This window comes from Pseudomonas sp. CBS (assembly GCF_024734645.1).
GTDB lineage: Bacteria > Pseudomonadota > Gammaproteobacteria > Pseudomonadales > Pseudomonadaceae > Aquipseudomonas.
Window position 1 is genome coordinate 6,008,977 of the sequence record NZ_CP102929.1, and the last position, 22,959, is coordinate 6,031,935.

Here is a 22,959-nt window from a genome sequence, read left to right on the forward strand (position 1 = left end):
TCAGCGAATATGCCGCGCGTAATGCCGGGGGTCGAAACGCAGCACGATCAGCAGCATCACCACCACCACGGCCGTCAGTGACCACCAGGCCCACTCGAAGCTGCCCAGTTGGTCGCGGATCATCCCGGCAATCAGCGGCGAAAGACCGGCGATCAAATAGCCGATGCCCTGCACAAAGGCGGTCAGGCCACCGGCGCGGCGCGGGTTGTCGAGGTGGTCGAGGGACAGGATCAGGCTCATCGGAAACAACCCGCCAATCCCCAGGCCCAGCAGGCACGGCCACAGCAGGCTCAGGTGCTGCGGGCTCATGATCAGGCCGCAGAAGCCGGCGATGATCAGCACCAGTAGCACCGCGACCACGCCGCGCTTGTCTTGGCGGCGGTTGGCGATGGCCGGGGTGATCAGGCCGGAGACCACTTCCATGGCCGTCAAAAAGCCCAGCAACAGGCCGGCATTCTGCTCGCTCCAGCCCAGCTCCACGTAGTACGGCGCGAGCCAGGCCAGCACGCAGGTGTAGGATGCGGTGCCGAGGCCGAAAAAGATCGCCAGCAGCCAGGCCCGGCGATTGCCGAAGAACGACTCCTGTTGGCCCGCGCCGGCGTGGGGCAGTGGCGGCAATGAGCGTTGGGCGTACCAGAACACCAGCGCCAATACGGCGAGAACCGCCCAGATCGCCAGCCCGATGCGCCAGCTCCCGGTTTGCACCTGGATAAACGGTGAGAACGAAGCGGCCAGGGCCGCGCCGCCCATGATCGCGGTGACGTACAGGCCCATGAACAGGGAAACGTTGTTGCTGAAGCGCGACTTGATCAAGGCGGGCATCAGCGCCTGGATCATCGCGATGCCTACGCCGGCGGCGATGGCGCTGAGGATCAGCTCAACCGCCGAGTCCAGGAACAACCGGGAGACAGTGGCCAGGCCGATCACCCCCAGCGACAGCACAATGCTGCGATGTTCGCCGAACCGCTTGGCCACGCCCATGCCAAAAAACATTGCCAGGCCCATGGCCATGACCGGCAGCATGGTCAACAGGGAGGCCGTGCTGAAACTCAGGGCCACATCGGCGCGAATCGACGACAACAACGGGCCGACGGCCGCCATTGAAGGGCGCAGGTTGAGGGCGACCAGCACGACGCTGATCATCAGCCAAAGGGCGGTAGCGGGTTTTGCGCGGACGTTTTCCATGGGCGAGCCTTGAACTGACAAGGGCAGCATTAGGCCGGGCGTGGGGGAGGGGAGCAAATGAGAAAGTCGTTGGGGCTATTGAAAAAATGCGGGAGGGCTTTTTGTGCCAAGGATTCTTGTGGTGAGAAGAGCTTTTGTGGCGAGGGAGCTTGCTCCCGCTGGGCTGCGCAGCGGCCCCCAAGATTTTTGGGAGCGCTTCGCACTCCAGCGGGAGCAAGCTCCCTCGCCACAGTGTTGTGTGGTGGTTTTCAGACCGCCCGGATCACATGCTTGATCTCCTGAAACGCCTGCAACCCCCACGGCCCCAGTTCCCGGCCAATACTGCTCTGCTTGTAACCACCCCACGCCGCTTGCGGGAAGATCACCTGCGGCGCATTGATCCACACCAGGCCCACCTGCAATGCATTGGCCACCCGCTCAGCCGCTTCCGGGTTGCGGCTCAGCACGCTGGCCACCAAACCAAACTCGCTGTCATTGGCCAGCGCCACCGCCTCGGCCTCATTGGCAAAGCTGCGCACACACAGCACCGGGCCGAAGATTTCTTCGTTCCACAACGCGCTGTCCAACGGCACTTCGGTAAACACCGTCGGGCGAATGAAATAACCGTGAGGCAAATCCGCCGGGCGCCCGCCGCCACACAGCAACTTCGCGCCGGCTTGCACGCCACGCTCGATATGCCCCAGCACCCGCTGGTACTGCGCACGGTTGACCAGCGCGCCCATTTCCACATCTTCGGCAAACGGGTCCGCCACGCGAATATTCTCGGCCTTGGCCTGCAAACGGGTCAGAAACTCGTCCGCCAATTCGTCGGCGACCAACACCCGGCTGGTGGCAGAGCACATCTGCCCGGCGTTGAAGAAACCACCGCCGCAGGCCAGTTCCACGGCCAGGTCGAGGTCGGCATCCGCCAGCACCAGCAACGACGATTTTCCACCCAGTTCCAGGCTCACCCCCTTGACCGTTTCCGCTGCGCGCTGCATCACTTGCACGCCCACAGCATTGCTGCCGGTGAAGGAGATTTTCGCGATCCGAGGGTCGGCCGCCATCGGCGCGCCCACCGCCAGGCCAGTGCCGCAGACCAGGTTGAACACACCGGCAGGTAGCCCCACCGAAGCGATGATCCTGGCCAGTTCCAGCTCCGCCAACGGTGTGACTTCCGAAGGCTTGAGCACCACGCAGCAACCGGCCGCCAGCGCCGGGGCGAGTTTCCAGGCAGTGGTCACCATCGGGAAATTCCACGGCACGATCAGGCCCACCACGCCGCAGGGTTCACGGCGTACGCGGGCGCTGAAATCCTCAGTGGGCAGTGCCACCGGATGGTCCTGGGTGGCGTCCATTTCGTCGGCCACACCGGCGTAATACTCAAACGTGGCGATCACGTCGTCCACGTCAATGCCTGCCTCAAACAGCGGCTTGCCGTTGTTGCTCGATTGCAGGTGCATCAGGTGATCCCGCTGGGCGCTTACGCCCTCGGCGATCTTGCGCAGCAGTGCCGCGCGGTCGCGCCCGCTGCTTTTCGACCAGTCCGGGAATGCAGCGCTGGCGGCACCGACGGCCTCGGTCACCGCACTTGCATCACCTAGGTTCACTTGAGCCAACGTCGCCTCGGTCGCCGGGTTGATCACGTCCAGCACGTCATGGCCCGCACGCCACACACCATTGATATACAGCCCGTTCAATACCGTGCTCATACCGCCACCGCCTTCATCCAAAGTCCCTGGTCGATTTCAATCAGCGTCGGCCCCTGGCGATCCGTGGCGGCCCGCAATGCGCAACGCAGCTCTTCAACACCGTGCACGGCCTGAGCAGCGCAGCCCAATGCCTTGGCCACGCCGATAAAGTCCGGGGTGTAGATGTCCACGCCTACCGGCTCGATGGCGCGGTTGACCATGTATTTCTTGATCTCTTCGTAGCCCTGGTTATTCCACAGCAGCACGATCACCGGCGTGCGCGCTTCCACGGCGCTGGCCAGTTCCGGCAGGGTGAATTGCAGACCGCCGTCGCCGATCAGGCACACCACCGGTGCGCCGTTGCCGCGCCCCAGCCACGCCCCAATGGCCGCCGGCAACGCGTAGCCGAGGGTGCCGTAGCCGGTGGAGGAGTTGAACCAGCGACGCGGGTGGTCGAGGTTCAGGGTCAGGTTGCCGGTGTACACCGGTTGGGTGGAGTCGCCTACCAGTACGGCGTCGGGCAACTCGTCCAGGACGGTGTTGAGGAACAGGGTTTGCGCGCGGGTGGCGGCGTCCCAGGTGGGTTCCAGTTCGCTCCACAGGCGGGCGACACGGTGGGCGCCCCAGTTGCTGTCGCGGGCGGCCAAAGGCTTGTTGCCGAGCTCGGCGAGCAACGCCTGTGCAGCGATTTGCGCGTCAGCCACCAGCGCGACTTGCGGTGGGTAATTGCGTACGGTCTGGTCGGAATCGATATCGACGCGTAGCAGGGCGCCGGGAATGTCGAAGCCGCCGGCGAAGGTCACGTCGTAGTCGGTTTCTGCCAGCTCGGTGCCGATCGCCAGTACTACGTCGGCCTCGGCGACCAAGGCGCGGGTGGCGACCAGGGTTTGGGTCGAGCCGATCAGCAGCGGGTGGTTGGACGCCAGCATGCCCTTGGCATTGATGGTCAGCGCCATCGGCGCGCCGAGGGCTTCGGCCAGTTGCGTCAACTCGGGTGCTGCGTCGATGGCACCGCCACCGGCGAGAATCAGTGGACGTTTCGCCGCCGCCAGCAACTGGCTCATCTGCTTGACCGCCGACGGCGCAGCACCGGCGCGGTAAACGCTGACCGGCTCGCTGCCGAGCAATGCGTCGGCGTTTTCCACCAGCACATCCAGCGGGATTTCGATATGCACCGGGCGCGGACGCCCGGCCTGGAACAGCGCAAACGCCCGGGCCAACACACCGGGTAATTCGGCCGCCGACATCAAGGTATGGGAGAACGCCGCCACGCCCGCGATCATCGCGCCCTGGTTCGGCAGCTCATGCAGCTTGCCGCGCCCGCCGCCCAGCTGGCTGCGGGACTGCACGCTGGAAATCACCAGCATCGGGATCGAGTCGGCGTACGCCTGGCCCATGGCGGTGGTGATATTGGTCATGCCGGGGCCAGTGATGATGAAGCACACGCCGGGCTTGCCGCTGGTGCGCGCGTAGCCGTCGGCCATGAAACCGGCGCCCTGTTCGTGGCGCGGGGTGACGTGGCGGATGCTTGAGCGCGCCAGGCCCCGGTAGAGTTCCACGGTGTGCACGCCGGGAATGCCGAACACCTGGTCCACGCCGTAGCCTTCCAGCAGGTTGACCAATACTTCGCCGCAGGTCGCCATTGTCGTCGCTCTTATTGTTGATAAAGGCCCGTATTGGAACGGCTGGCCCATAGCGGCAACAATCGATAAAAAGTCATACTAGCCATGTCCTCACGTCATGGCTGCGCCCTTATGAAACGCTTACCGCCGTTGCCGGCCTTGCACACCTTTTGGGTCACGGCCCAGTGCTGCAACTTCACCCGAGCCGCCGAGCAATTGCACATCACCCAGGGGGCGGTGAGCCGGCAGATTGCCGGGCTGGAAAGTCATCTCGGTTATGCGCTGTTCCAGCGCCAGGCCCGTGGCTTGAGCCTGACCGAAGAGGGCCGTGAATGGTCGCTGCGGGCGCAGCAGGTGTTCGGCCTGATCGGTGACGCGGTGGAGCAGATCGGCACCCGCCGCGAGACCTTGCAGCTCAAGGCTTCCACCTGCGTGATGCGCTGGCTGTTACCGCGCCTGATGCAGTGGCAGCAAGAACGCCCGGACGTGCCGGTGGAACTGACCACCACCGTGGCCTACACCGTCGACTTTCGCCGTGAACAGTTCGATGCCGCGGTGATCTACGCACCGATTGCCGAGCAGTCGGCCCAGGCCCGGCATTTGTTTGATGAGCGCCTGACACCGGTGTGCGCGCCGGCCTTGCTCGGTGGTTTGCACACGCCCGCCGACTTGCAGCAACAGGTGCTGCTGCACCCTACGCGGGACGAACGGGATTGGGCATTGTGGTTGAAGGCAGCGAATACACGCTTGAGCAATCTCGCCCAGGGGCATCATTTTGAAACGCTGGATCTGGCGATGACGGTGGCGTCCCAAGGCTCCGGAGTGGCGATTGGCGACAGCGCGCTGATTGGCGAGGATCTCAAGGCGGGGCGGTTGGCGACGCCGTTTGAACTGCGGGTGTCGACGGGGATGGGGTATTACCTGGTGTACCCGCCGGGGACTGAGCCCTCGGCGGGGCTGGAGCAGCTTATGGATTGGTTGGTGAGCCAGGCGCAGGCTTAATAAATGATCGTTCCCGCGCTCTGCGTGGGAATGCCACCCTGGACGCTCTGCGTCCGCTCTAGGAGCCGTGACGCGGAGCGTCACAAGATGCATTCCCACGCAGAGCGTGGGAACGATCGAACGCCGGTACGAGGGCTCAGTAACCTACGGTAAACCGCTGGCGCGAATGCTTCGGCGTTTCCACTTCATCAATCAGCGCAATCGCAAAGTCGGCAAAGCTGATCCAGCTGCGGCCTTCACTGCTCACCAGCAATTCATCCTGGCCCAGGCGGAATTTTCCGGTGCGCGCGGTCTCGACGAACTCCGCCGAAGGCGACAGGAAGGTCCAGTCCAGGTCTTTTTCCTGACGCAGGGTGTCGAGGAAGACGCTGCCGGCGCTGGCTTCGGCTTTGTATTCTTCCGGGAAGCCCGGGCTGTCGATCACTCGGCTGCCGCCTGACAACAGCAGCGAACCGGCACCGCCCACCACCAGCAGGCGCTTCACGCCGGCTTTTTTCACCGGGTTGATCACCGCTTCCGCAGGCAGGGTGGCGAAGTGCGCCGCGCTGATCACCACGTCGTTGCCGCGGATGGCCTGTTCCAGCGCCTGGGCATCCAGTGCATCCACTTGCTTGGCGATGACCCCAGGGCGCACGCCGATTTTGTCGGTATTGCGAGCGATGGCCGTGACGGTGTGCCCGCGACGCAACGCTTCTTCCAGCAGTTGGCTACCGGCACGACCGGTGGCACCAATGATTGCGATCTTGCTCATGACGTTCTCCAGTACGGTTAAGGGTTGAATCGACTCACCACTGCATTTCGCCCTTGGCGACTTTGGCGCCCAATTCCAGGGTGCTTTCGTCGCCCAGGTTCGGGTAACGCTTTTTCATCGCCGCGATCAGGGCGGCAGAGTCCTTGGCCTTGGCGGTTTCTTCATCAAACGCCTTGATGTAGTCGGCGGTGAACGCTACGGATTTGAGCGACGGTGTGCCCAGGTAGTGACCCGGGATCACGGTGCGCGGTTTCAAGTCCTGGATACGTTGCAGGGTTGCCAGCCAATCGGTGTGGGACTTCGCGGTCTGCGTGTCGGCCATCCATACATGAATGTTCTCGGAGACCACCACGCCACCCACCACTGCCTTGATCGACGGGATCCACACAAAGGTGCGGTCCGGTTGTGCGCCATCCAGGCCGATCACTTCCAGTTGCTTGCCTTCGAGGGTCAGGCTGTGACCTTCAAGTACCTGCGGGATGACCGCTTTGGCGGGCTTGTCGGCCGCCAGTTTCGGGCCCCAGAACGCCAGTTTGTGTTCAACGGTGGCCTTGATATGGTCCACCACCGGCTGCGGTGCCACGACTTTGGCCTGGGGGAAGGCGGCGGTCAGGGTGTCGAGGCCGAAGTAGTAGTCCGGGTCGCCATGGCTGATGTAGATGGTCGTCAGGCGCTTGCCGCTGGCGCGGATTTTTTGCACCAGTTGCTCGGCCTGGGTCTTGCCGAATTGGGCGTCCACCAGGATCGCGTCTTTGTCGCCTCTGACCAGTACCGAAGTGACCGGCATCATCGCGGTCTCGCCCGGGTTGTAGGCATCCAGGGTCAGGTCGGCAGCCGTGGCGTGGGCGGCGAAGGCCAGGGTGGCGGCGGCCAGGGCCACGCGCTTGAGCGGGGAGAATCCAAACATGTGCTGCTCCAGTCATCGGTAAGGTGTGGACAGAGCTTAGTTGCACCAAACGCTACAAAAAATGCGATGCTTGGACATAGTTTGTTTCTAAAAGCGGGCAAATCATGGATCGTCTTCAAGCAATGCGCGTGTTTGTGGCCGTGGTGGACTTGGGCAGCCAATCCGCAGCGGCCGATCATCTGGACTTATCACGCCCGGTGGTATCGCGCTACCTGGCGGAGCTGGAAGACTGGGTCGGCGCGCGGCTGATGCACCGCACCACCCGCAAACTCAGCCTGACCGCCGCCGGCAGCGAAACCTTGCCCCGTTGCCGACAGATGCTGGAGTTGTGCAGCGACATGCAGGCCGCCGTCAGCGAACCGGACGAAGCACCCCGTGGCCTGCTGCGCCTGAGCGTCAGCACCTCCTTCGGCCAGGCGCAGTTGGCCGATGCCATGGCCGAATACGTCAAGCGCTACCCGCTGGTCAGCATCGACATGCAGATGCTCGATCGCACGGTGAACCTGGTGGACGAACGCATCGACCTGGCGATCCGCACCAGCTTTGAACTGGATCCCAACCTGATCGCCCGCCGCCTCACGCTGTGCCGTTCGGTGATCTGCGCATCGCCCGCTTACCTGTTGGAGCATCCGCACCCCCGACAGGTACAAGACTTGGCCCGGCACAATTGCCTGACCCACTCCTACTTCGGCAAAAGCCTGTGGCACTTCGTGGAAAACGGCGAACCGGTATCGGTGCCGGTGCAGGGCAATATCAGTGCGAATGAGGCCAGCACTTTATTAAGGGTGACGCTGGCGGGGGCCGGGGTGTCGCGGTTGCCGAGTTATCAGGCCGGCGACTACATCCGCAGTGGCGAGTTGATCCGCTTGTTGCCCGACGCCGAGCCGCAGCAGATGAACATCTACGCGGTGTACGCCTCGCGCAAGCACATGCCGTCGGCGCTGCGCAGCCTGCTGGATTTTCTGGTGTTGAGGTTTCCGGAGGAGCCGGTGTGGGACGTCGGTCTCTGAGCCGACATAAACAGGTTGAATGTCGCCCGATAATGGCGACTTGCCTCAGTTGACCTATGCTTATCAAAGCACCTTCTTGATCCGGTCAGAGGTCAGCATCATGTCGATCAAAACAAGAAAGTACCTGATGATTTTCACCCTGTGCGCCGCCGCCACAGCGCTCTATGGCACTGCCGCCTACCGCGTCGAACAGACCCGCATGCAGCCGGGCTTCGCCTCCAGCTGCAATCACGGTCAATGCGTTGGCCACGTGGCCGCCTTCAGTTCGCTGCGCTAGCGTCCTGGTCGGCTTTCAACTGCTCCCGAAACGCTTTCGGGGAGAACCCGACGCGCCGACGAAACAGTCGCGAGAAGTTGGTCGGGTCGGAAAAACCCAGCACTTCCGACATCTCATTGATGGTCATGCTGGTGTAGGTCAGCAGGCGCTTGGCTTCCAGCAATTGGCGGTCGTGCATGATCTGCAGCGCGGGCTGCCCGCCCAATTCCCGACATGTACCGTTCAGGTGTGAGACCGAGATCCCGAGCTTGTGGGCCAGGTCTTCGATTTTCGGGTGTTCGCGGTAATGCTGTTCCACCAACTGGGTGAACCGGCGGAAGTATTCGCGGCCCCGGGGCGCCCGTGGATGCCGGCGCTGGATGGCCTGTCGGCTGATCCACACCAGCAGCACACTGACCAGCGCGTGCATCATCATGTCCCGTGCCGGTTGATCGCTGGCGTACTCGTCCTGCAACCGCGCAAACAGGCTGTTGAGGTAGTCACTGTCGTTGCCGGCAGGGTAGCTGCCCAGGGCATTCAGGCCATCCAGCGCCGCGCCCAGTTGCCCCTGCAGGTGTGCCATCAGCGGCGCGGCCAGGGTCACCACAAAGCCTTCGACGTTTTCGGAGAACCGAAAACCATGCACGCACAACGGCGGCAGCACCTGCAGCGTTGCTTCGCTCAGGGTGCTGCGCTGTCCTTCAATCTCCAGTTGCGCCTGGCCCTTGTGCACGTAGAGCAATTGGCACAGGTCCGCATGCCTGTGGGGCTGGATTTCCCACTGGTACTCACGGCTGCGCCGGGAGATGGTTTCGCAGTGCAACAAATCCGGGGTCGGCCATTGCTGGCTCTCACCGTAGAGTTTGAATACTGGAATCGCGGCACTGGCAGTTTTGGTCATGGCTTCATCCGATACTTCGGGATAATTGTGCGGTAATCGCCCCAATTGGCGAAAAGCGCAGCTTTGGGCTCAGTTTTCACCTTCTTATGCCGGGCACTCAAGTGAAAAATGTCAGCAACACCTTCAATGACAACTCTTTCACCGGATACGTTCGGGTGAAGCTTGCGGGCCATAAAAATAATGAAAACGCTGAAAACCCAAGTCGCCATCATCGGCGCCGGTCCTTCGGGACTGCTGCTCGGCCAACTGTTGCACGAGGCCGGGATTGAAACCCTGATTCTAGAGCGCCAGACCCCGGATTACGTGCAAGGGCGCATCCGTGCCGGGGTGCTGGAGCAAGGCATGGTCGACCTGTTGCGCCAGGCCGGCGTCAGTGCGCGGATGGATGCCGAAGGCCTGGTCCATGATGGCTTTGAGCTTGCACTGAATGGGCAACTGACCCACATCGACCTCAAGGCGCTGACCGGCGGCAAGACGGTGATGATCTACGGCCAGACCGAAGTCACCCGCGACCTGATGGCCGCTCGTCAGGCCAGCGGCGCCAGCACGTTTTACCAAGCCAGCAACGTTCAGCCTCATGATCTGAAAAGCGCAGAGCCGTGGCTGAGCTTCGAGCATGAAGGTGAACAGTATCGGCTGGACTGCGATTACATCGCCGGCTGTGACGGTTTTCACGGTGTGGCGCGTCAGTCGATTCCCTCTGAAGCGTTGAAAGTCTTTGAACGGGTGTATCCGTTCGGCTGGCTTGGCATTCTCGCCGACACCCCGCCGATCCACGATGAACTGGTGTACGCCAAGCACGAGCGCGGTTTTGCCCTGTGCAGCATGCGCTCACCCACCCGCAGCCGCTATTACCTGCAAGTGCCGGCCGATGAGACGGTTGACGACTGGTCCGATGAGCGCTTCTGGGATGAACTGAAAACCCGCCTGCCTACGTCGTTGATCGAGCAACTGGTGACGGGCCCGTCCATCGAAAAGAGCATCGCACCCCTGCGCAGCTTTGTGGTGGAGCCGATGCAATACGGTCGCCTGTTCCTGCTGGGCGACGCCGCGCACATCGTGCCGCCCACCGGCGCCAAGGGCCTGAACCTGGCGGCCAGTGATGTCAGCACCTTGTTCAATATTTTGCTCAAGGTGTACCGCGAGGGCAGGGTGGAATTGCTGGAGAAGTACTCGCAGATTTGCCTGCGGCGGATCTGGAAGGCCGAACGGTTTTCCTGGTGGATGACCTCGATGTTGCACCAATTCCCGGAGGCGGACGGCTTCAGCCAGCGCATCGCCCAGAGCGAATTGGAATACTTCGTCGACTCCGAAGCCGGGCGTAAAACCATTGCAGAAAATTACGTCGGGCTTCCTTACGAGGCTATCGAATAGCCAGCTATCTAGTACACTGACGAGCATTCCTGCGGGCTTCCTTTTCCCGCGGGCCTTGCTCGCAGGTTCTGCCGTGACCAACCTCAATCAGCCCGCCACACCTGCTGTTCGCAGTGTCCTTGTCGCCTTGATGATGGCGATCTTTCTCGGGGCCTTGGACCAGACCATCGTCGCCGTCTCCATGCCGGCGATTTCCGCTCAGTTCCATGACGTCAACCTGCTGGCCTGGGTGATCTCCGGCTACATGGTGGCGATGACCGTGGCGGTGCCGATCTACGGCAAGCTCGGCGACCTGTACGGGCGCCGACCGATGATGCTGATCGGCATGGGCCTGTTCACCCTTGCTTCGCTGTTCTGCGGCATGGCCCAGAGCATGGAGCAGTTGGTGCTGGCGCGGATCCTCCAGGGCATCGGTGCCGGCGGGATGATTTCGGTCAGCCAGGCGATTATCGGCGACATCATTCCGCCCCGTGAGCGTGGGCGTTACCAGGGTTACTTCAGCAGCATGTACGCGGTGGCGAGCGTCGCCGGCCCGGTGTTGGGTGGTTACATGACCGAGTACCTGTCGTGGCGCTGGGTGTTCCTGATCAACCTGCCGCTGGGCGCGGGCGCCTGGTGGGTGGCCCATCGCACGCTGGTGGGGCTGCCGGTGCCGCAGCGCAAGCCAGTGATCGACTACCTCGGCACTGTGCTGATGATCGTCGGTTTGACGGCGCTGTTGCTGGGCATCACCGAAATTGGCCAGGGTCATCATTGGCGCGACGATGAAGTGCTGGGCTTGCTGGCGTGCGCTCTGGTGGCGTTGACGGTGTTTGTGTGGCACGAGCGTCGGGCGCGGGAGCCGTTGTTGCCGATGCACTTGTTCGCCAACCGCAGTGCGGTGTTGTGTTGGTGCACGATTTTCTTTACCAGTTTCCAGGCGATTTCCCTGACGGTGTTGATGCCGCTGCGTTACCAGACCGTGACCGGTTCCGGTGCCGACAGCGCCGCTTTGCATTTGCTGCCGCTGGCGATGGGCTTGCCGATGGGGGCGTACTTCGCCGGGCGTATGACCTCGGTGACTGGACGCTATAAGCCGATGATTCTGATTGGCGCTTTCCTGAGTCCAGTCGCGATTCTCGGCATGGCCCTCAGTGCGCCTCAGGCCGTGGCAGTGACCAGTTTGTTTATGTTGCTGTGTGGGATTGCCGCCGGGATGCAGTTTCCGACTTCGCTGGTGGGCACGCAAAATTCGGTGGAACAGCGGGATATTGGGGTGGCTACCAGCACCACCAACCTGTTCCGTTCCCTGGGCGGGGCGGTCGGGGTGGCGTGTATGTCGGCGCTGTTGCTGGCGTTGTTGCAGGATTCCAGTTTTGCGCACTTGGCCAGTGGGGCGTTGGTGGCTGAGGGGAGTTCCGGGAATGTGCTGCTGGATGGTCTGAATGCGGCACCTGGGCCGGCGCAGGATGCGTTGCGGGGGGAGTTGCTGATTACCTTTCGGCATTTGCTGATGGTCAGTGCCGGGGTGTCGTTGTTGGGGTTGGCGGCGGCGATTGCCATGCCTAATCGGGTGTTACGGGGGCGGGAAGACAAGGCCAAATAGTTGAAACAATGAAGATTAAATGTGGGAGCGGGCTTGCTCGCGAATGCGGTCTGTCAGCTGATAAATAGGCTGGCTGATACACCGCATTCGTGAGCAAGCCCGCTCCCACATTCGATCACACTTTGATGTTCTCGCGGATATTCCAGCCGTACTTGACGGCGCCGCCATCCTTGCCGCCGTCGGCCTTTTGCGGCTGATAGCCGACTTCGACCTTGGCGAAATTCAGGCCGATAATCTCGGTCAGTACATCCGCGGTTTCCGTTGCGTCGGCTTGGTAGGAGGTGACCATGACTTCCTTCAAGGTGATCACCAGATACTCTACGGTGCTGTCGCCCCCGGCCTTGCGTACTACCAGCCTGGCTTCGGGGTAATGCTTGCCGGTGGAGCAGGCTTTGCCATCGTCGTTCCCTCTTATGTTTCGCCGGTAGTGGCGGGGGGACGTACCTTTTCTTAATTCGGATATTGCCCACAAGACCGTGGGAAGTGATCAGGAAGTGCCTGTCTGGAAAAGAGGAGTTTTCCGACATTCTTCGAGGGGATTGAATCTTTACGCTCTGCGCTCTTTAAGACCAAGGAGTAAAGGGATGACTTCCAGCTTACTGAAAGACGGCTTTCCCAGTGCCCATCTCACTACTCGGCAGCGGGTGGAAAGCAGCATCGACGTGCGCCGTCTGTTTGCTGCCATCGACGCCGATCCCGCCATTATCGGGGCCGGGGTGGTGTATCTCGACGGGAATTTGCGGGCGGTTGTGTTGCGTGAGTTCCAGCCGATTTGCAGCATCGTGCCGAAGAAGGTGATTTTGCGTGAGGCACCGCGCTCTGTCGGGAGAGTGGAGTTTATTCGGCGGCTGGAGCATGAGCCGCGGGAATCGCAGGTGGTGTTTGAGTTGCTGAATACGGCATTGGCCTGTACGGCTGCCTTGATTAGTTGGAGGGTCGCCATCAGTGGAACGTCACTGATCCCGTTCAGTGCTGGTGCCTCGGGCGTGGTGACTGCGATTGGTGTTTCAGCTGGACTGGCAAGTGGCGTTCAATGTCTTAACGGGTTTGTTCGGGTTCGTAACGAACTTTTTAATTCTGCCCAGAATAATTATTTGGACAGTGATGAGTGGTACCAGGCTGTAACAGCTGGTCTGGATGCAGCTTCATTGTTAGGCGCTGGAGTGACGTCAATGGCAACCATTCGACTCGTTACTGTGCTCAGAAAAACCACCGGCAAGAGTTTGCGCCAGGTGCTTAAAGGTTTGAATCGCCAAGAACGGGTAAGGCTTACCAACGAGCTGCTGAGCATCAATCGGCCGGAAATGACGCGAAAATTGATCAAGTTAAAGCAAAGGATGGGAGATATGCCTAGGCGCTACTCATCTGCTGAAATCCGGCAAGGGACTATCGCTCAAATTCAAGATGCTATTGGCGCTGCATTAGGTGTTGCGGGCAGTGCGATGTCCGGGAACATCCGCACTATTGCGGTTGGGCTTTACGAGGAGGTTTCAGAGTGATCCATCTGACGCCTTTGGAGCCATTTTTGAAACGCTACTTTCCTATCTTTATGGCCGCTATTTTTTGCGGTTTTCTGGGGGGCTCCGCAGTAGTTTTCCTGATAGAACATTACTATCTGCGCTTGGCGCCTTTGGTGTTGCGGACATCATTTGATGAGAGCGCTGCTGCTTTGCTGGCCGGCATTATCACCCTCTGCAATTTTATGATGATGTACGGGCGGCCTCAGTGGGTGTGGGGTATGGTCGTTTTTTTTGTGGCGTGCCTGCTCATAGCTCTGCCGGCCATCCAATTTTCCCTGCACCCATTGTTATATGCAGAAAGTCTATTTTGGCCGTTGTTGGGCCTGCTGATACTTAACAGCAGGCGCCACCGGGAAATGCGTGGAAAGTTCCTCGAGCTTCGCTACAGGCGAAAACGGATCAGGGAAATACTCCGCCGTCGACAAAGGAAGTTTTCCGGCTGAAAAAAATCAGGACGTTACGATTAAAATGTGGGAGCGGGCTTGCTCGCGAATGCGGTGTATCAGCCAGCCTATTTATCAACTGACAGACCGCATTCGCGAGCAAGCCCGCTCCCACATTCGATCACACTTTGATGTTCTCGCGGATATTCCAGCCGTACTTGACGGCGCCGCCATCCTTGCCGCCGTCGGCCTTTTGCGGCTGATAGCTGACTTCGACCTTGGCGAAATTCAGGCCGATAATCTCGGTCAGTACATCCACGGTTTCCGTTGCATCGGCTTGGTAGGAGGTGACCATGACTTCCTTCAAAGTGATCACCAGATACTCTACGGCGCTGTCGCCCCCGGCCTTGCGGACTACCAGCCTGGCTTCGGGATAATGCTTGCCAGTGGAGCAGGCCATCATCAGGTTGGGCGAGGATTTATCCATACGCTTGGTGATCATCAGGTTGTCCATGTTGACCTTGCCGGCGCCACCGCCAGTGCCGGTATGCATGGAGCCGGATTGGGACATCCCCCAGTTCCACTCGGTGATATCGATCTCGTCGCGATGGACCTGGTCCCTTGACTCTCCCTTGATGTCTCCCAGTTTCAAAAACATATCAGTTGCCATCGTCGTTCCCTCTTATGTTTCGCCGGTAGTGGCGGGGGGACGTACCTTTTCTTAATTCGGATATTGCCCACAAGACCGTGGGAAGTGATCAGGAAGTGCCTGTCTGGAAAAGAGGAGTTTTCCGACATTCTTCGAGGGGATTGAATCTTTACGCTCTGCGCTCTTTAAGACCAAGGAGTAAAGGGATGACTTCCAGCTTACTGAAAGACGGCTTTCCCAGTGCCCATCTCACTACTCGGCAGCGGGTGGAAAGCAGCATCGACGTGCGCCGTCTGTTTGCTGCCATCGACGCCGATCCCGCCATTATCGGGGCCGGGGTGGTGTATCTCGACGGGAATTTGCGGGCGGTTGTGTTGCGTGAGTTCCAGCCGATTTGCAGCATCGTGCCGAAGAAGGTGATTTTGCGGGAGGCACCGCGGTCTGTCGGGAGAGTGGAGTTTATTCGGCGGCTGGAGCATGAGCCGCGGGAATCGCAGGTGGTGTTTGAGTTGGTGAATATGGCGCTGGCCTGCACAGCTGCCTGGATGAGTTGGAGGGTTGCGATGAGTGGCGCTTCACTAATCCCGTTCAGTGCCGGCGCCTCGGGCGTGGTCGCTGCCATTGGTGTTTCAGCCGGGTTGGCAAGCGGTGCTCAATGCATTAATGGGTTTTTCCGAGTTCGTAACGAATTGGTGAATCCCGCTCGTAATGACTACTTGGATAGCGAAGAGTGGTATCAGAACGTAATGATCGGACTGGATTCTGTTTCATTATTGGGAGCAGGTACCTCATTGTTGACAACCGTCAAATTGGTGAACGTGGCCAAGACATCGACCGGTAAAACGCCGCGTCAGGTTCTCAAAGGGCTTAATCGTCAAGAACGTGCAAGGCTAACGAGTGAACTGCTGAGCGTTAAGCATCCAGAAATGACTCGCAGAATGATCAAGCTCAAGCAAATGACGGGAGCTATGCCCAAGCGGCATACACCCACTGAAATCAGGCAGGGCACATTTATCCAGATACAAGAGGCGTTGGGAGCTGCGCTTGGAATAGCCAGTAGCGCCTTGGCCGGGAATATCAGAATCATCGCAGTCGGACTGTATGAGGAGATGCCAGAGTGATTCTGTTGCTTTCCCTTCGTCCTTTTCTAGCGCGTTACCTTCCTGTCCTGATGGCAGGGATTTATGTAGCCTTTGTCGGAGGCACAGCAACCGTTTCGTTGGCTGGGAGCACTTATTTTCGGGCTGTGCCTTTGGAAGTTGGCGCCAGGGTGGAGTTTGGAGTGTGTATGGCTTTGAGTGTGGTTATTACGCTCAGCAATTTCATGGTTTTATATGGGCGATCCAAGTGGGTGTGGGCTCTAGTGGTCTACTTTATTGTTTGTCTGTTGACGGCACTGCCGACAATTCAGTTCTCTCCCAACAAATTCATTTACGCAGAAAGTCTATTTTGGCCGTTATTGGGCCTGCTGATACTTAACAGCAGGCGCCACCGGGAAATGCGTGGAAAGTTCCTCGAGCTTCGCTACAGGCGAAAACGGATCAGGGAAATACTCCGCCGTCGACAAAGGAAGTTTTCCGGCTGAAAAAAATCAGGACGTTGCGATTAACATGTGGGAGCGGGCTTGCTCGCGAATGCGGTGTATCAGCCAGCCTATTTATCAGCTGACAGACCGCATTCGCGAGCAAGCCCGCTCCCACATTCGATTGCGTTCCAGCATTTTAATAGGCGACCTTCACGGGCTGTAATACCCCACAGCCACCATGAAATGTCCGGTTTTGCGCAAGTACGCATGCTTGTTCTCAACCTTCCCGGTCACCGGATTTTTCCAGCGGTACATGTATTCCCCCTGATCCTGCTCGGCCATGACCGCCAGGATCGGCTCACCCACTGGCTTCCCGTCGGGATCCTTGATCTTGCTGAAATCCGTATTCACCAACCGCGGAGTCGTGCCATGAGCGACGTAGCGCTGGGTGTCGAGGTCAACCACAAACACATACAAATCGTCCTGTAGAAAGCCGCCCTGCATGGCGTTGATCGCCTTGAGCGTTCCAACCGGGTCTTTCTCCAGCGCCTTGACGGCTTTGTTCCGCAGCGCTCTGGCATGTTCCGGCGTCGCCCGCGGCAGGTAGTAGCCAACGGCCAAAATCCGCTGCCCGACGCGCTGGTAATACACATGTTTGCGCTCCACCTTGCCGTCATTCCAGTTCTGCCACCGGTAATCGGCCTGCTGGATGCCACTGCCTTCCGGCACCGCCAACGCCTCCTTGAACGACTTGTTCAAATCCGGCCCCAGTACCTCGGAAACATCGCGCCCGATCAACGCAGAAGAGGGCCCGCCACTCGCCAGCAGCACGCCCTTGGTGTTGACCACGAACACGTAACGGTCCTGGTCGACGAATTCACCCTGGCGGCTGAACGCCGCAAAAGCCTTGTCACCCTTCGTCTGGTAATACGCCAAGGCCTTTTCCAGCAAGGCCTTGGCGGCTTGGGCATCCGCCTCCTCAGCGGTGGCGGCGTGCACCTGGCCAACACATAACAGCAGCAGCCAGGTGGCTCGGAGCATTGCCTTCATTACCCGTCCCTCGTTCTTGTTGGTGTGCCAAGAGCGTAGACGGTTTACCGACAAATCAGAACGGTTTGGTCGGCAGGTATTTGCCATCCAGGGTGATCACCGCGCGGGAGCCGCCGTCCGGGTCTTCCACCTTCTTGATGTCCAGCTTGAAGTTGATCGCGCTGATGATGCCGTCGCCAAACTGCTCGTGCACCAGGGCCTTGAGGGTCGAGCCGTAGACCTGCAGCATTTCATAGAAGCGATACATGGTCGGGTCCGTCGGCACACCGCCGGGGAAGCTGCCACGCAGGGGCACGGTTTGCAGCAGGCGGCTGGCGTCCTGGTCGAGACCGAGCTTGTCGCAGACCACATCGGCAGCGTCTTTCGGCAGTGGGTGCTGGCCGAGCAGGGCGGCGGTGACGAACGCCAGGCTCAGGCCGGTGCCGTCGGTGAGGTCCTGCCACGACAGGTTCTTGCGCGCCTTGATGTCGATGACGGTGTCGGCCAGGGCCAGGCGTGGGGATTGGGCGAATTGGGATTGCAACATGATGATTTCCTCTTGGGGTTGATTAAGGTTCAAGCCGCGTGGGCGCGGGTGGTCGGGTGGTCGAGCAGGGACACGAAGCGCCCGCTGCGGCCATCCAGGGCGTCGATGCCGCCGCTTTCAATATCGTAGACCCAGCCGTGCAGGCTCAGCCGGCCTTGCTCCAGGGCCAGGGCTACGGAAGGATGGGTCTTGAGATTGGCCAACTGGGCGACCACGTTTTCCCGCACCAGCGAGTTCAGCCGGTCGGCATCGGAGGCGTGAGTGCGGGCGGCGTTGATCACCTTGGCCGACTCGGCGTGGCGCAGCCAGTTGGCCACAGCAGGCAAGTGGTCGAGGCATTTGCAGGTGGAAATGGCGGTCATGGCGCCGCAGTCGGAGTGGCCGCAGATCACGATATCGCTGACGCCGAGAACGGCTACCGCGTATTCGACGGTGGCCGACACGCCGCCGGGTTCTGGCCCGTAGGACGGCACGATGTTGCCGGCATTGCGGATCACAAACAGATCCCCGGGTTCCTGCTGGGTCAACAGCTCCGGGACTACGCGGCTGTCGGAACAGGACACGAACAGCGTGCCGGGGTTCTGTGTGGTCGCCAGGTGTTTGAACAGATCGCTGCGTTGGGTGAAGGCTTCACCCTGGAACTTGCGGAAGCCGTCGATGAGGTCTTGCATGGTGGTTCTCCTTGCGTCGCTGATGGGGCAAGGATGGAAGTTTTCAGCTATAGCGTCCAAGACCGGCTTATTATGGTTTCTATAAGTCATGCCTATAGTTGGAGCGCCACCCATGTTGCTGCGTCATATCCGCTACCTGTTGGCCGTCGCCGAGCACCGCAATTTCACCCGGGCGGCCGAAGCGCTGCATGTGTCGCAGCCGACGTTGTCGCAGCAGATCAAGCAACTGGAAGAAACCTTGGGCGCACCGCTGCTGGATCGCTCCGGTAGAAGCGTCAGCCTCACCGACGCGGGTGAGGCCTATGTGCGGTTTGCGCGCCTGGCGTTGCAGGATTTGCAGGCCGGCACCCGCGCCATGCATGACGTGCAGGACCTGAGCCGTGGCAGTCTGCGCCTGGCCATGACGCCGACGTTTACCGCTTACCTGATCGGGCCGTTGCTGGCGCGTTTTAACGGTTTGTACCCGGGCATAACGGTGAGCGTCGAGGAGCTGACCCAGGACCGCATGGAGGCAGCGCTGACGGAGGATTTACTGGATATCGGCATCGGGTTTACCGGCGAGCATCTGCCGGATATCGAGTGTGAAGGGGTGTTTGTTGAGGCGTTGAGTGTGGTGGTGAGTGTTGGCCATGCCGATACCGGCCAACAGTCGTGGCTTGAGCAACCGCTGGTGTTGCTGAACTCAGGCTTCGCCACGCGCCGCTATATCGACGAGTATTGTCGCAGCCAGGCGGTGAAACCGCTGATTGCCATGGAGGCCAATTCCATCAGCGCGATTATCGAAATCGTACGGAACACCCGCTTGGCGACCATCCTGCCCAGCGCGATTGCCCAGGTGCAGCCGGGGTTGCAGGCGGTGCCGCTAAGCCCGCCGTTGCCGCAACGCACGGCGGCGTTGCTCAGTCGCAAGGGAGGCTATCGCAGCGCCGCGTGCAGGGCGTTTGTCGAGCTGGTCAGGGCGCAGCCAACCACTGATTGATGATGCCGTCATACACGCCGGTCACTGTGCTCAAGTGCAGCCACTGGTCCACATAACTCTTCCAGGCCACGTCATCGCGAGGCAGTAAAAAGGCTTTCTCGCTGTATTGCATGTAGCGCTCGGGGTTCACTGCACACAGCCCCGGCTTGAGTTTTTGTTGATACCGCGCCTCGCTGGCGTCGGTGATCATCACGTCGGCCTTGTTGGTCAGCAGCTCTTCAAAAATCGTCACATTGTCCGGGAACAACGTCAGCTGTGCCTTACCCAAGTGCGCCCGTGCGAACACTTCATTGGTGCCGCCCGAAGGCTCGATCACCCGAACCTGCGGCTGGTTGATCTGCTCTACCGTCTGATAGCGCTGCACATCGGCGCAGCGCACCAGCGGGATTTTGCCGTCGACGCCCAATGGCTGGCTGAAAAATGCCTTCTTCTGCCGCTCGAGGGACACCGAAATACCGCCCACCGCAATATCACAGCGCTGGGCCAGGAAGTCCGGCATCAGGGTTTTCCAGGTGGTCGGCACCCACTTCACCTGCACCCCAAGGCTCTTGGCCAGGGATTGGGCCATGGCGATGTCGATGCCTTCATACCCGCCGTCCGGGCGCAGATAGGTATAGGGCTTGTAGTCACCGGTGGTGCAGACGGTCATTTCACCGCGTTGCAGCACTTCATCCAGGCGCGACACGGGGCTGTCGGCCAGGGCCTGGGCGGACAGGCCGGCCAGCAGGGAAAGGGTCAGCAAAGCTTTCATGCGGTCGGGTCCTTGGGCATGAGCAGGGGCGCCATTATTTGCAAATGTTTAGCCACGGCACAACCAAACTCCGTCAAGACTGGATTTAACGGCTTAACCTCGCGTGTGAGGCTGCCCGGCATCTCTTCATTGTGATTTGCGCATGGACGGTTCCCCCGACACACACCCTGAGACATCGCCAGGCGCTACTGCGTCCAGCCGTCCGGACCGTCGTCGGATCACCGCTGATGCGCTTCCCTCCGAGCTCGCCTTCTGGGCGCTGTGGCACTGCCGCCACGCGCGCCCACCGGACAACTTTCTCCTACGTTGATTTTGCCCCATGGATGCCCCGCGCATCTGCCCGGCAGCGCCTGTGCGCCTGCCTGACGCGAACGTATGAGAATGCCCATGAGCACGCCCTTTGCCACCCTGCACGAAGCCCAATCCTTTCTTGAACAGAACCCGGATATCGAGATGTTCGAGTTGTTCATTGTCGACAACAACGGCGTGCCCCGGGGCAAGCTGTTGCACCGCGATGAACTGCTGGCGGTGTATGAAAGTGGCCGGCCGCTGCCGAGTACGATCCTCGGCCTGACCATCAATGGCGACGACGTAGAGAACTCCGGGCTGGTCTGGGAAGTCGGCGATATCGACTGCCGCGCCTACCCGGTCAGCGGCAGTTTGCAGCGCATGCCCTGGCGGCTGATTCCGACGGCGGCGGTGCAAGTCAGCATGCACCCTACCGAAGGCATGCCCGCCACCGTGGCCGATCCCCGGCACTTGCTGGCCAAGGTAATCGACGACCTCAAGGCCGACGGCTATTACCCGGTGATGGCGGCGGAGCTGGAGTTTTATTTGCTCGACCAGAAACCCGACAGCAACGGCCGCCCGCAACCGGCGCGGGATGTCGATGGCGGCCGACCGCGCTCGACCCAGGTCTACGGCCTGCGGGAGCTGGAACAGATCGAACCGTTTCTCGCCGACCTCTACAGCGCCTGCAAACTCCAGGGCATCCCGGCGCGCACGGCGATTTCCGAATACGCCCCGGGCCAGGTGGAAATCACCCTGGAACATCGCAGCGATGCCCTGCAAGCCATGGACGAGGCGGTGCGTTACAAACGGCTGGTCAAGGGCGTGGCCCACAAACACGGGATGACCGCGTGCTTCATGGCCAAGCCGTTTGATGACCTGGCTGGCACCGGCATGCACATGCACGTCAGCCTGGCGGACCGCGACGGCAATAACCTGTTTGCCAGCGACGCCCCCGACGGTACGCCGCTGTTGCGCCATGCGGTGGGCGGCATGCTCAGCACCTTGCTCGACTCGTTGCTGATGTTCTGCCCCAACGCCAACTCCTATCGGCGCTTCCAGACCAACAGCTACGCGCCGCTGGCCGCCACCTGGGGCGTGGACAACCGCACCGTTACACTGCGAGTGCCCGGCGGGCCGGCATTTTCCCGGCATATCGAACACCGTATCTGCGGCGCCGACGCCAATCCGTACCTCGCAGCGGCGGCGATTCTGGCAGGTATTCACCGGGGTATCCGCGAACAACGCGACCCCGGCGCGCCGGTGGAAGGCAACGGTTACGCCCAGGCCAAGGAGTTGTTGCCCACCGATTGGCTGACCACGTTGCGCGCGCTCGAAGGTTCGGCCTGGGCACGGGAAGCGTTTGGCGGCGAATTCCTCGGCGTGTACCTGGCGGTCAAGCGGGCCGAGTACCGCCAGTTCATGGGCGAAGTGGGCGAACAGGACTGGCGCTGGTATTTGCACCAGGCCTGAAGATGAAGCCCTGATCACAGACAGTTAACGGACAGGCTGTGCGCCGGATACTGGTTCGGCATGAACGGTGAACAATCCTTCGACCTTTTTTTCACGAGTCAGTGGTTAAGCTGCGAATGTCTGGTCCATTAACAGAGTCGAGTGATGCCGTCGCAACCGCCGTCTTCCATCGAGATTGAATTTGCCGAACGCGCAGGCCAGGAGCATGCCCGGGTCTGCGCCGACACGCGCCCTCCGGGTTTGCTGCGGCGTCTGGGGTTTTGGCGCGATGAGCAGGTGGTGCGCCGTGCGCTGAAAATCGCCGGCGAGCCGGGGTTGATTCTTGACCTGGCGTGCGGCACGGGGCGCTTTTGGCCGGTACTGGCCGAGCACAGCAATCGGGTGATCCTCGCGTCGGACAACTCCCAGGACATGCTTGATCACGCCCGGACTCACCACGGGCCTGCCTTGCTCAAGCGGATCAAGACTTTCCAGGGCTCGGCGTTTTCCATCGGCCTGTCGGCCAACGCGGTGGACTGCATTTTTTGCATGGAGTTGTTTCGTCATGTGCCGACGGCTGAAGGGCGCCTGGCCCTGCTCGGTGAATTTCACCGGGTGAGTCGCGACACGGTGATCGTCTCGGTCAACAGTGACAGCGGCTACCGGGCTGTGCAGCCCCCATTGGCGGCAGTTGCCAGCCATCGGGCGCAGGTGGAAGCGGAGTTTCGCCAGGCTGGTTTCAAGGTTCTCACTCAACAGGAATTTCTGCCCGGTTCGACCCTGTGGCGGGTCTATGTCCTGCGCAAGAGAGGATAAGTACCGGCTGTCGGACTATTCTTCAGCTCCTGTAAGAGTTTTCATGGCGGATGCTGTACTGCGAATGCTCGCAACTCCCTTTCGCG

At 60.6% G+C, this 22,959-nt stretch carries 23 protein-coding genes and 1 pseudogene; 12 read left to right on the forward strand and 12 right to left on the reverse strand.

Annotated features, from left to right (window positions below; all coding sequences use genetic code 11):
- The 3 genes from NVB75_RS27415 to NVB75_RS27425 all read right to left on the reverse strand — a co-directional run bounded on the left by NVB75_RS27415 (window position 1) and on the right by NVB75_RS27425 (window position 4,498).
- On the reverse strand, window positions 1–1,185 hold the full coding sequence (locus tag NVB75_RS27415; RefSeq protein WP_258344185.1) for a cyanate transporter: 1,185 nt from the start codon (window positions 1,183–1,185) through the stop codon (window positions 1–3).
- A gap of 248 nt (window positions 1,186–1,433) precedes the next feature.
- On the reverse strand, window positions 1,434–2,876 hold the full coding sequence (locus NVB75_RS27420) for an aldehyde dehydrogenase family protein (protein WP_258344187.1): 1,443 nt from the start codon (window positions 2,874–2,876) through the stop codon (window positions 1,434–1,436).
- On the reverse strand, window positions 2,873–4,498 hold the full coding sequence (locus NVB75_RS27425; RefSeq protein ID WP_258344189.1) for a 5-guanidino-2-oxopentanoate decarboxylase: 1,626 nt from the start codon (window positions 4,496–4,498) through the stop codon (window positions 2,873–2,875). Before NVB75_RS27425 ends, NVB75_RS27420 begins: the two co-directional genes overlap by 4 nt.
- Before the next feature lie 111 nt (window positions 4,499–4,609).
- On the opposite strand from NVB75_RS27425, the gene NVB75_RS27430 reads away from it, so the two are divergent.
- Entirely contained in the window at window positions 4,610–5,479 is an 870-nt protein-coding gene (locus NVB75_RS27430) for a LysR substrate-binding domain-containing protein (protein WP_258344190.1), read from the forward strand.
- Window positions 5,480–5,615: 136 nt separating this feature from the next.
- Here the strand turns inward: NVB75_RS27430 and NVB75_RS27435 are convergent, their stop codons facing one another.
- Both NVB75_RS27435 and NVB75_RS27440 read right to left on the reverse strand, forming a co-directional pair.
- The gene (locus NVB75_RS27435; protein WP_258344191.1) at window positions 5,616–6,230 is read right to left on the reverse strand and encodes an NAD(P)-dependent oxidoreductase; all 615 of its coding nucleotides are present in this window, start codon (window positions 6,228–6,230) and stop codon (window positions 5,616–5,618) included.
- A gap of 34 nt (window positions 6,231–6,264) precedes the next feature.
- Window positions 6,265–7,137, reverse strand: a complete 873-nt coding sequence (locus tag NVB75_RS27440; RefSeq protein ID WP_258344193.1) for an MBL fold metallo-hydrolase — start codon at window positions 7,135–7,137, stop codon at window positions 6,265–6,267.
- A 104-nt stretch (window positions 7,138–7,241) separates the two neighbouring features.
- Between NVB75_RS27440 and NVB75_RS27445 the strand changes: the two genes are divergently transcribed.
- Window positions 7,242–8,147 (forward strand): LysR family transcriptional regulator, encoded by a 906-nt coding sequence (locus NVB75_RS27445; RefSeq protein ID WP_258344194.1) that lies wholly within the window; start codon window positions 7,242–7,244, stop codon window positions 8,145–8,147.
- 100 nt (window positions 8,148–8,247) lie between these two features.
- Entirely contained in the window at window positions 8,248–8,424 is a 177-nt protein-coding gene (locus NVB75_RS27450) for a hypothetical protein (protein ID WP_258344196.1), read from the forward strand.
- Here the strand turns inward: NVB75_RS27450 and NVB75_RS27455 are convergent.
- On the reverse strand, window positions 8,408–9,304 hold the full coding sequence (locus NVB75_RS27455) for a helix-turn-helix domain-containing protein (RefSeq protein ID WP_076015894.1): 897 nt from the start codon (window positions 9,302–9,304) through the stop codon (window positions 8,408–8,410). The genes NVB75_RS27450 and NVB75_RS27455 overlap by 17 nt on opposite strands.
- 189 nt (window positions 9,305–9,493) lie before the next feature.
- Here NVB75_RS27455 and pobA point away from each other — a divergent pair, with 189 nt between their 5' ends.
- A complete protein-coding gene (gene pobA, locus NVB75_RS27460; RefSeq protein ID WP_258348758.1) occupies window positions 9,494–10,678 on the forward strand; it encodes a 4-hydroxybenzoate 3-monooxygenase in 1,185 nt (394 codons plus the stop codon).
- A gap of 73 nt (window positions 10,679–10,751) precedes the next feature.
- On the forward strand, window positions 10,752–12,263 hold the full coding sequence (locus NVB75_RS27465; protein WP_258344198.1) for an MDR family MFS transporter: 1,512 nt from the start codon (window positions 10,752–10,754) through the stop codon (window positions 12,261–12,263).
- 115 nt (window positions 12,264–12,378) lie between these two features.
- On the opposite strand, the pseudogene NVB75_RS27470 reads toward NVB75_RS27465, so the two are convergent.
- Window positions 12,379–12,654, reverse strand: a pseudogene (locus NVB75_RS27470) (Hcp family type VI secretion system effector); the annotation flags it as partial.
- 193 nt (window positions 12,655–12,847) lie between these two features.
- Between NVB75_RS27470 and NVB75_RS27475 the strand changes: the two are divergent.
- Both NVB75_RS27475 and NVB75_RS27480 read left to right on the forward strand, forming a co-directional pair.
- On the forward strand, window positions 12,848–13,762 hold the full coding sequence (locus NVB75_RS27475; RefSeq protein ID WP_258344200.1) for an NAD synthetase: 915 nt from the start codon (window positions 12,848–12,850) through the stop codon (window positions 13,760–13,762).
- Entirely contained in the window at window positions 13,759–14,226 is a 468-nt protein-coding gene (locus NVB75_RS27480) for a hypothetical protein (RefSeq protein ID WP_258344201.1), read from the forward strand. Before NVB75_RS27475 ends, NVB75_RS27480 begins: the two co-directional genes overlap by 4 nt.
- Before the next feature lie 121 nt (window positions 14,227–14,347).
- On the opposite strand, the gene NVB75_RS27485 is transcribed toward NVB75_RS27480, so the two are convergent.
- Window positions 14,348–14,836: a type VI secretion system tube protein Hcp gene (locus NVB75_RS27485; protein ID WP_258344203.1), complete on the reverse strand. Its 489-nt coding sequence runs from the start codon at window positions 14,834–14,836 to the stop codon at window positions 14,348–14,350.
- A 185-nt stretch (window positions 14,837–15,021) separates the two neighbouring features.
- Here NVB75_RS27485 and NVB75_RS27490 point away from each other — a divergent pair, with 185 nt between their 5' ends.
- The gene (locus NVB75_RS27490) at window positions 15,022–15,936 is read left to right on the forward strand and encodes an NAD synthetase (RefSeq protein ID WP_258344204.1); all 915 of its coding nucleotides are present in this window, start codon (window positions 15,022–15,024) and stop codon (window positions 15,934–15,936) included.
- Window positions 15,933–16,400 carry a hypothetical protein gene (locus NVB75_RS27495; protein WP_258344205.1) on the forward strand — a complete coding sequence of 156 codons (468 nt, stop codon included), beginning with the start codon at window positions 15,933–15,935 and terminating at the stop codon, window positions 16,398–16,400. Before NVB75_RS27490 ends, NVB75_RS27495 begins: the two co-directional genes overlap by 4 nt.
- Window positions 16,401–16,550: 150 nt before the next feature.
- On the opposite strand, the gene NVB75_RS27500 is transcribed toward NVB75_RS27495, so the two are convergent.
- Genes NVB75_RS27500 through NVB75_RS27510 form a run of 3 tightly spaced genes read right to left on the reverse strand, consistent with a single transcriptional unit; the run spans window position 16,551 to window position 18,587 of the window.
- Entirely contained in the window at window positions 16,551–17,390 is an 840-nt protein-coding gene (locus tag NVB75_RS27500; protein WP_258344206.1) for a cache domain-containing protein, read from the reverse strand.
- Between the two features lie 55 nt (window positions 17,391–17,445).
- On the reverse strand, window positions 17,446–17,916 hold the full coding sequence (gene cynS / locus NVB75_RS27505) for a cyanase (protein ID WP_003210659.1): 471 nt from the start codon (window positions 17,914–17,916) through the stop codon (window positions 17,446–17,448).
- Window positions 17,917–17,945: 29 nt separating this feature from the next.
- Window positions 17,946–18,587, reverse strand: coding sequence for a carbonic anhydrase (locus tag NVB75_RS27510; RefSeq protein ID WP_063032552.1), 642 nt, complete (start codon window positions 18,585–18,587; stop codon window positions 17,946–17,948).
- Window positions 18,588–18,699: 112 nt separating this feature from the next.
- Between NVB75_RS27510 and cynR the strand changes: the two genes are divergently transcribed.
- Entirely contained in the window at window positions 18,700–19,566 is an 867-nt protein-coding gene (cynR, locus tag NVB75_RS27515; protein WP_258344207.1) for a transcriptional regulator CynR, read from the forward strand.
- Here cynR and NVB75_RS27520 read toward each other — a convergent pair.
- Window positions 19,541–20,317 (reverse strand): transporter substrate-binding domain-containing protein, encoded by a 777-nt coding sequence (locus NVB75_RS27520; protein WP_258344208.1) that lies wholly within the window; start codon window positions 20,315–20,317, stop codon window positions 19,541–19,543. The genes cynR and NVB75_RS27520 overlap by 26 nt on opposite strands.
- 387 nt (window positions 20,318–20,704) lie before the next feature.
- Between NVB75_RS27520 and NVB75_RS27525 the strand changes: the two genes are divergently transcribed.
- A complete protein-coding gene (locus tag NVB75_RS27525) occupies window positions 20,705–22,078 on the forward strand; it encodes a glutamine synthetase family protein (protein WP_258344209.1) in 1,374 nt (457 codons plus the stop codon).
- A gap of 144 nt (window positions 22,079–22,222) precedes the next feature.
- Complete coding sequence (locus NVB75_RS27530; RefSeq protein WP_258344210.1) at window positions 22,223–22,873, forward strand: class I SAM-dependent methyltransferase; 651 nt, start codon at window positions 22,223–22,225, stop codon at window positions 22,871–22,873.
- The last annotated feature ends 86 nt before the right edge of the window (window positions 22,874–22,959 follow it).

Coding starts and splice junctions, on each gene's coding strand:
- NVB75_RS27415 (WP_258344185.1), bottom strand. CDS start 1,185: ATGGAAAACGTCCGCGCAAAACCCGCTACCGCCCTTTGGCTGATGATC.
- NVB75_RS27420 (WP_258344187.1), bottom strand. CDS start 2,876: ATGAGCACGGTATTGAACGGGCTGTATATCAATGGTGTGTGGCGTGCG.
- NVB75_RS27425 (WP_258344189.1), bottom strand. CDS start 4,498: ATGGCGACCTGCGGCGAAGTATTGGTCAACCTGCTGGAAGGCTACGGC.
- NVB75_RS27430 (WP_258344190.1), top strand. CDS start 4,610: ATGAAACGCTTACCGCCGTTGCCGGCCTTGCACACCTTTTGGGTCACG.
- NVB75_RS27435 (WP_258344191.1), bottom strand. CDS start 6,230: ATGAGCAAGATCGCAATCATTGGTGCCACCGGTCGTGCCGGTAGCCAA.
- NVB75_RS27440 (WP_258344193.1), bottom strand. CDS start 7,137: ATGTTTGGATTCTCCCCGCTCAAGCGCGTGGCCCTGGCCGCCGCCACC.
- NVB75_RS27445 (WP_258344194.1), top strand. CDS start 7,242: ATGGATCGTCTTCAAGCAATGCGCGTGTTTGTGGCCGTGGTGGACTTG.
- NVB75_RS27450 (WP_258344196.1), top strand. CDS start 8,248: ATGTCGATCAAAACAAGAAAGTACCTGATGATTTTCACCCTGTGCGCC.
- NVB75_RS27455 (WP_076015894.1), bottom strand. CDS start 9,304: ATGACCAAAACTGCCAGTGCCGCGATTCCAGTATTCAAACTCTACGGT.
- NVB75_RS27475 (WP_258344200.1), top strand. CDS start 12,848: ATGACTTCCAGCTTACTGAAAGACGGCTTTCCCAGTGCCCATCTCACT.
- NVB75_RS27485 (WP_258344203.1), bottom strand. CDS start 14,836: ATGGCAACTGATATGTTTTTGAAACTGGGAGACATCAAGGGAGAGTCA.
- NVB75_RS27490 (WP_258344204.1), top strand. CDS start 15,022: ATGACTTCCAGCTTACTGAAAGACGGCTTTCCCAGTGCCCATCTCACT.
- NVB75_RS27500 (WP_258344206.1), bottom strand. CDS start 17,390: ATGAAGGCAATGCTCCGAGCCACCTGGCTGCTGCTGTTATGTGTTGGC.
- cynS (WP_003210659.1), bottom strand. CDS start 17,916: ATGTTGCAATCCCAATTCGCCCAATCCCCACGCCTGGCCCTGGCCGAC.
- NVB75_RS27510 (WP_063032552.1), bottom strand. CDS start 18,587: ATGCAAGACCTCATCGACGGCTTCCGCAAGTTCCAGGGTGAAGCCTTC.
- cynR (WP_258344207.1), top strand. CDS start 18,700: ATGTTGCTGCGTCATATCCGCTACCTGTTGGCCGTCGCCGAGCACCGC.
- NVB75_RS27520 (WP_258344208.1), bottom strand. CDS start 20,317: ATGAAAGCTTTGCTGACCCTTTCCCTGCTGGCCGGCCTGTCCGCCCAG.
- NVB75_RS27525 (WP_258344209.1), top strand. CDS start 20,705: ATGAGCACGCCCTTTGCCACCCTGCACGAAGCCCAATCCTTTCTTGAA.
- NVB75_RS27530 (WP_258344210.1), top strand. CDS start 22,223: ATGCCGTCGCAACCGCCGTCTTCCATCGAGATTGAATTTGCCGAACGC.